Annotated in this window: 9 protein-coding genes; 3 read left to right on the top strand and 6 right to left on the bottom strand. The window is 39.4% G+C overall.

Annotated features, from left to right (window positions below):
* Positions 1–428: 428 nt before the first annotated feature.
* Positions 429–980, bottom strand: a complete 552-nt coding sequence (locus ACFE90_RS05070) for a Uma2 family endonuclease (RefSeq protein WP_375498331.1) — start codon at positions 978–980, stop codon at positions 429–431.
* A 170-nt stretch (positions 981–1,150) separates the two neighbouring features.
* Positions 1,151–1,333 carry a CsbD family protein gene (locus tag ACFE90_RS05065; protein ID WP_100901031.1) on the bottom strand — a complete coding sequence of 61 codons (183 nt, stop codon included), beginning with the start codon at positions 1,331–1,333 and terminating at the stop codon, positions 1,151–1,153.
* A gap of 280 nt (positions 1,334–1,613) precedes the next feature.
* Between ACFE90_RS05065 and ACFE90_RS05060 the strand changes: the two genes are divergently transcribed.
* A complete protein-coding gene (locus ACFE90_RS05060; protein ID WP_375498329.1) occupies positions 1,614–2,501 on the top strand; it encodes a TIGR02587 family membrane protein in 888 nt (295 codons plus the stop codon).
* Positions 2,498–2,893 (top strand): TIGR02588 family protein, encoded by a 396-nt coding sequence (locus ACFE90_RS05055; RefSeq protein WP_375498327.1) that lies wholly within the window; start codon positions 2,498–2,500, stop codon positions 2,891–2,893. Before ACFE90_RS05060 ends, ACFE90_RS05055 begins: the two co-directional genes overlap by 4 nt.
* 178 nt (positions 2,894–3,071) lie before the next feature.
* On the opposite strand, the gene ACFE90_RS05050 is transcribed toward ACFE90_RS05055, so the two are convergent.
* The 3 genes from ACFE90_RS05050 to ACFE90_RS05040 all read right to left on the bottom strand — a co-directional run bounded on the left by ACFE90_RS05050 (position 3,072) and on the right by ACFE90_RS05040 (position 5,273).
* Positions 3,072–3,839: a ChaB family protein gene (locus ACFE90_RS05050; RefSeq protein ID WP_375498325.1), complete on the bottom strand. Its 768-nt coding sequence runs from the start codon at positions 3,837–3,839 to the stop codon at positions 3,072–3,074.
* 151 nt (positions 3,840–3,990) lie between these two features.
* Positions 3,991–4,530 (bottom strand): Dps family protein, encoded by a 540-nt coding sequence (locus ACFE90_RS05045; protein WP_375498323.1) that lies wholly within the window; start codon positions 4,528–4,530, stop codon positions 3,991–3,993.
* Between the two features lie 383 nt (positions 4,531–4,913).
* Positions 4,914–5,273 carry a hypothetical protein gene (locus ACFE90_RS05040; protein ID WP_375498321.1) on the bottom strand — a complete coding sequence of 120 codons (360 nt, stop codon included), beginning with the start codon at positions 5,271–5,273 and terminating at the stop codon, positions 4,914–4,916.
* A gap of 393 nt (positions 5,274–5,666) precedes the next feature.
* On the opposite strand from ACFE90_RS05040, the gene ACFE90_RS05035 reads away from it, so the two are divergent.
* Positions 5,667–5,894 (top strand): hypothetical protein, encoded by a 228-nt coding sequence (locus ACFE90_RS05035; protein WP_375498319.1) that lies wholly within the window; start codon positions 5,667–5,669, stop codon positions 5,892–5,894.
* On the opposite strand, the gene ACFE90_RS05030 is transcribed toward ACFE90_RS05035, so the two are convergent.
* Complete coding sequence (locus tag ACFE90_RS05030) at positions 5,882–6,985, bottom strand: glutamate--cysteine ligase (RefSeq protein WP_375498317.1); 1,104 nt, start codon at positions 6,983–6,985, stop codon at positions 5,882–5,884. The two genes, ACFE90_RS05035 and ACFE90_RS05030, sit on opposite strands and share 13 nt — an antisense overlap.
* Positions 6,986–7,021 lie beyond the last annotated feature (36 nt).

Genomic DNA, 7,021 nt, shown 5'->3' with positions numbered 1-7,021 from the left:
ATTTTTAGCGATCGCTGGTTTTTGATCCTACCTCACCAAATCGCGTTGCTCCCGGCTAAACTTTAGTTATAGAAACAGTATTGGAAAATAGCCAGAGTGGGCGCATCATGTCAATAAGAACAGTTTTTTATCATATCAATAGAATCTAAAATTATCTCATCAAGCTTTGTTTATTGATAAAAATTTAAGCGTAAGCGTAGCCCCTTGTAGACATCGCTTTGGGGCTTAGAAAGTGAATCAAACGAAAAATGCTGATTTTCTCGTTGGTTCTTAACGCTGGCTGTGATCAAGATTAATTTAGATGCTTTTGCCCTGGAGAGGGACAAACTTGAACGAAAGTTCAAGGCAGGGAGAGGTTTATCAAACTCAGGTTAAATTAAAGTTTTTTAAAGTTTTTTATTGTATTTTGACTTTTTATTTTAATTATCTTAACTGTTAATAATCTGTTCCACCACAACAGAAACATCTGGAAATGCCAGAGGTGTAATTGTTCCCGTAGTCAATGTCAATTTTGTCGCATACTCTCCGTCTAAGATTTCTCGAAACACCACTAAGTGTAGCTTTTTGAGATTGACAACCCAATACTCTAAAATACCTGCTTCGGCGTAGATTTTGCTTTTTCTCTCTAAATCTTTTTCTAAACTAGAGTTAGCATACTCAATCAACCAGAAAATATTTTCTGGATAGGGATGATGCACTCGATACTCGCGTCCTAAACGTTGGACAATGGCAATATCTGGTTCTGGTTCCGAGTCGTTGGGTAATGTGATAGGCTTGGCATGACGAATTTTGGCGCGTTCAGCCAATAACTTTGCTAGATACTCACCAGATTCATCACTACAATAAGCATGGGGTTCCCCTTCCGGCGACATTTCGACAATTTCTCCCTTAAGTAGTTCTACTTTGCGATCGCTCAAAATGCCAGCATCAATCATGCGGTGATATTCGTCAATCGTCCACTTAGCAAGAATAACAGTCATGACGATTGATTCCTCCCAATAATTTTTGATATTTTCCCATCTTAGATGTATTTCAAAAGAAGCCGACACAAAAACTCCACTTTCTCAAAGTAAGTGGAGTAATTAATGTTAGACTATGAGTCATGAATCATCGCTAGTCTAGTATTTCTATTTACACTGCAAAAACTAAATTAATCTAAAGCTTTCTTAAGTTCGTCTTTAATGTTTTCTACAGTGTGAGTAGCTTGGGCTTGGGCTTGCTTTGTTTGTCCTTCAGCTTTATCTTGTGGATTGCCAGTTATTTCACCCACAACCTCTTGAATTTTCCCTTCAATATTTTTTGCAGTAGCTTCTACTCTTTTTTCGGCACTCATGGTTTTTATTTCCAGCTTGTAGTTGATTCAGCTATTACATAAACTAACAGTAGTGTATTATTTTGGACTTCCATCAACCGATACAATAATTTAGTAGATTATGTATCTTAAGATAGATACGAAGTGCGACAGAACACCCACTTTCAAAAATATAAAAATATTATAAATTTGCGGTGTCCAGATCCCCGGTTTCTTTAAAAGGATTTAGGGCTGCTATATGCATTTTCATAGAGAATTAGTATAAGTCAAAGGAAATTTTCAATAAAAGGAAAGTAAAGGAGTGACAACAAAACGTCAAAAAAATGTATGGAGGAGTGAGATTAATGACATCATTCGCGGTGCTTGCGGAGGTTTTTTATTTGGTATACCTTTACTGTACACAATGGAGGTCTGGTGGATTGGATCATTGGTAAAACCACAACTGATGATGATGGCGATCGCATTCATGTTTATTGTGGTTTACTTGCTCAATCAGACAGAAGGCTTTCGGAAACCCAGATATAGCTGGCTAACTCCTCAAGCCGCAATGGATACTATAGAAGTGATCGCGATCGGACTAGCTTGCTCTGCCTTTGTACTGCTACTATTGCGAGAATTGACCCTAGAAACTTCCCTAAAGGAATCTTTAGGTAAAATCATCTTTGAAAGTGTGCCTTTCACTCTCGGTGTAGCATTAGCCAACCAGCTTTTAGGAGATACTAGAAATAGCAATGCAGAAGCACAAGCAAGCGATCAGGTAAACAGCACAACCAAGAACAAAGAGGATGAGTTACAAGCCACCTTTGCCGATGTGGGTGGAACCCTAATTGGTGCAACCATAATTGCATTTAACATTGCTCCAACAGATGAAATTCCTATGCTTGCAGCCGCAGCCTCGCCACCTTGGCAGTTGGCAATGATCGCCACATCTTTGCTAATTTCTTATGGCATTGTATTTCAGGCTGGCTTTTCTGACCAGCAAAAGCGGAAACAGCAAAAGGGAATTTTCCAACGACCATCGAGCGAAACCATTATGTCCTACCTAGTATCACTGCTAGCAAGCGCTTTTATGCTGTGGTTCTTTCAAAAGTTAACTTTTAGCGACCCTTGGACAATGTGGTTAGATCACACCTTGATGCTGGGTTTACCTGCAACTATTGGCGGTGCAGCCGGAAGGTTAGCAATATGACTAAAACAGAACAACCATCACGCTCAATAGCTGAGTGGGTAACATTCAGCGTTGCCTCACTTATCCTAGCAATCATTGTGAGTCTGGTAGGCTACACTTGGCTAAACGAAAAGAATCAACCTCCCATCCTTTCTGTCAGCAAAAAACAAACAATTCGGGAAATTAATGGGCAATTTTATGTTCCCTTTGAAGTTGTCAATAGTGGAGGAGACACAGCCGAGTCAGTTCAAATTATGGCTGAGTTACTAATTAACGGTAAAGTTACAGAAACAGGAGAGCAACAGATCGATTTTTTATCTAGTGGGGAAACTGAAGAAGGTGCATTTATATTCAGCCAAAACCCGCACCAAGGTCAATTAAATCTGCGTGTTGGTAGCTATAAATTGCCCTAATAAAGATTTAAAACCGCAGATATAGCGATGCTCACGGTTAGGGACACGGCAATGCCGTGTCCCACGAGTATCTATATTCATCTGCTTGTAGGGTGGGCATCTCGTCCGCCCTTAACTAAAAAAAATCTGGTAGGATTACCCACCCGATAAAATTAGATAATTTATTTTTTGAAAATCTTTAAGCTTTAACCTTAGCTTTTGACCAAACGCCGTTTTCATCTTCATCATATTGCTGATGAACAGACTCCCAAGCGGCTTGTTCAGCAGTGAACTCGTCATTTTTCTCATTGAAAACAGTATTATAGCGCTCAATGAATGTGCCTTGAGCTTCATCAGAAAGATGAGCGCGAACCTCAGGAGACAAGTCTTGTGGGCTGTTGCACTGTCCAGGACAAGGGCGAGCAAAAGTTTTTTCAATTGTGTGAATTTCTTCACCTCCAGCACTTTCGAGCAACAATTGAAATTCGCCAGTGCGATCGCTCGGTACTTCTGCCATCACTAAGAACTCACCAGCTTGTAAGCGGGTTTGGTAGATAGCCGCTTTATCTTCTGGCATCCCCAAAGTAGTTAGAACCGATACTAGACCAGCACCTGCACTACCTGCGATCGCTCCACTGGCAGCCCCCAACAGCACTGCACCAATAGGCCCTGCTGCCACGATTGAACCAACAAAAGGAATAAATAGTACGCCTACACCCGTGAGCAAGCTGAGAAAGGAACCAAACAAGGAACCAAAAACTGCCCCTGTTCTCAAACCTCCCAGAATCACATCCTTTTTACTAATAAAGCCAGCAATTCTAGTTTCCGACTGGAAGTTTCTGCCCATGACCGAAATATGATCTCTAGGCACACCCCTGTCTAGTAAACGCCGAATCAAATCATCAATTTGCTTCTGTTCTTTAAATACAGCAGAGATAGTACGTTCTGCTTGATATACTTCTGACACTTAAAAACTCCTGGTATTATGTTGTTTTTGCAATGAATATAGTGAATAGGTAGATGCAGGCAGATTAATCCTTATCACACGAGTTGAGGGAGGAATCAATCCTCCCTCAATTAGTTTGACAGTCAGCCATCCTTAAGTGGTGACTTATGAGCTACACACTTACAGGAGTCTTGGCGCCTTCTGCTGGCTTTCTACCATCTGCGTCTAGTGCTTCCCCTTCAATAAATGAACGCAGCATCCAAGCTATTTCCTCATGCTGTTCCAGCAGTCCAGTTAAAAAGTCAGCAGTTCCCTGATCGTGGAACTGTTCACCAGACTGATCCACATGGTCTCTTAAGTTGCGAATAACCTGCTCGTGATCATCCACTAGATTAGCTACCATCCCTGTTGCTGTGGGAACACTACCAGCATGTTCCTTAAGGCTAGCAATCTTGAGGAATCCTTCCAACGTGCCAACTGGGAAACCGCCCAAAGCACGAACCCGCTCTGCCAACGCATCAATATTTAGAGTTAGCTTTTGGTAGTGTTCTTCCCAAAGCTGATGCAAAGAGCGGAACTGAGGGCCAACTACATCCCAGTGATACTTTTTGGTTTTCACCAACAGTAGATAAGCATCTGCCAAATCTTGATTTAACAGATTAATTACACCTTGACGCTGTTCTTCAGTCAAACCAATGTTTATCGAACGCATTGTTTTCCATCCCTAAGCAAACTTATCTACTAACTTCTCAAATTTTTACCATAATCCACATCAACCAAAGGAAACATTGTCAGCTTTAATTAATTAACCCATTGATAATTGTGCCTATGCCTTAATAGGTAGTATTAAGCCAATATTCTAGTAATTAGCGAACTTTATTGATTTTTTCGGCTATAACAATAAGATATACTAAATATAATTATCAATTAAGATATTTTTAATCAAAACTATGCAAATCCAGTTGAACCATAGATGCTCAGGGTGAACATATTTTTATAATTAAATTGTGGTCTCCATAACAATACTAATTAGTAATGGGTGACTGCTTTTACGCAATCACCCATTACTAGCGGAAAATTACCAGGACTATTAATCTATTTTTTACCTGTAACTTTATCCAACACATTCTTTATATTTTCTTCCACAGATGTTGCAGCCTGGGAATTTTCTGGACGCTTCTGCTTGTCAATATCAGCAGCTCCTTGAACCTCATTTAGTCCTTCGTTAGCCTCTTTTTGAGTCTTTTCCAATCCTTCTGGTGGTTCTTTAGCGGCTTCATCAGTTTTGCGCTGAATGTCAAGCAGTTGTGTAGTAGCTTCGGTAGGGTCACTTTGATAGCTATCGATCGCAAAAGCAGGAAAAGCACTAGATAACAATAGTAAGGCGCAAGTAAAAGCCACAACTAGGAAGCGTACTGGACTTAAGATAGATAAAACAGAAGCAATCTTTTTCATTTAAAATCCTCGATAACAGTTTTAAAAACGCAGAACTTTCACTAAGATAGCGGAAACTCACACCTTATTTGGTAAAAAGCAAAAATAGCAAGCTCCGCTTCAATCTGGAAGTTCTTTATAAACGAACCTGGCGAAGAAATTGTCTTTGGATTTCTGCATCGAAACTAATAAGGGATAATAAGCAAATACCACCTTAATTCTTTAGCAAAATCATTACATTTTTTATTAACAATCTTCTCTCAAGGTTCACTGTTTTTACTTTTACTATGAAAATGCTAATGCCTACATCAATCTCCAGAATGAAATTTCCTATATCTATAGTCGTAATAAAATCAGTCTCTAGGTATATCGACGGCAGGTATCAAGGCAAAGCAAGCGAATCCTAATACAGATGTGCTGATTTTAGAAAAGGCTAACATCTGTCGCAGTGGTGCGATCGCAATGGGTATGGATGGAGTGAATACCACAGTCATTCCCGGTCATTCTACACCAGAACAATACGTATATACAGATATTCGTACTGAAGCTGCATCAGCATTAAACGAGTTAATTACACAAGACGAATTGTTACTTTTACTAGATAAACTTCAAAGTAATGATGTAAATTCTCAATTAAATTGATAAGTCTGTCTTATTACTTTTTCTATTGAACCTAGGCGATGGAACATTTCTATTAATTCATGGGATCTTGTTTTTCGCTTCGCCAGCAGTACTTTTAACGGCGTTAAATAATGAACATCTGGGTCATCTCCTAAAGCAACTTCGGCTGCTTGCAATACTTTTGTCGCATTCCCAAAGATATCCTCGTTGTCAAACCCTTCTTTTGCAGAAAGTTGGTGTAATGCTGCATCGGGTATAGTTGCTCTACCAAGCAAGGTTTCATCTAACACCAAACCTTTCAAGAATGCCAGTAAAGCTGCATAGGTTAAAAAGTTATCACAACTATCACAAGCCTTAAATTCAATGCGTCCCACTTCAGCCGGAATGCGGGCGATTTTTGTCAAGGAAGGTATACTATTAATCAGTTGTTCTTGTTTCTGAATAAAAACCAGGGCTGCTGGTCTTTTTCCGGTTCTGATAAATGTTCGTACCGATAAACCATCCCATAATCCTCCCTTATAAAAAGGGGAACTATAACTAAAAGGGACGATATAGGGACTGTAATAAGTTAACTTTTTGCCAACATCAATCACATCTTCAGTAGACAAATTTGCCATTGAAATATTTAAATCTGGGCCGTATGACACCATGTGAATATTAGCAGTTTGTTCGTCAGGATAAGCCTCTAGCTGTTTTATTTCATAATCGTTTAATGGGGGTTGAGGCTCAAAAACCGGATTGTAGGGATTAAAACTAACTAAAACTGGTGATAAACCAAAGTCAGCAGCAACCTCACTTAGCAAGTGAAAACTTTCTGACAATTCACTAATAGCGCCTTGAATATCAGAATGTATAGTCGTTCTAATTTCGATACCTTTAGCATGACAGTCTATCACCTTGTCGGAATCTACAAATCTTTCAAATCCTTCAATATACCATCTTTTCATCTTAATACCCGCATCCCCAACCCGCAGTTGAGGATAATCGCTGGGGTATGTAGGTAGCCTTTCAATAATTTGATTTAAATCAGCAAATTTTGTATGAGAAAAATCAGCAAACTTGCCTTCTTTGTTTAAGAAAGCGACTTCATGCTCAATGCCAAATAAAAACATTATGTATACCTTTATTGTTTATTGAAGTAGGTGCGT

Origin of the sequence: uncultured Nostoc sp. (genome assembly GCF_964245445.1) — a bacterium.
GTDB lineage: Bacteria > Cyanobacteriota > Cyanobacteriia > Cyanobacteriales > Nostocaceae > Nostoc.
This window is presented reverse-complemented; position numbering and strand designations above follow the sequence as displayed.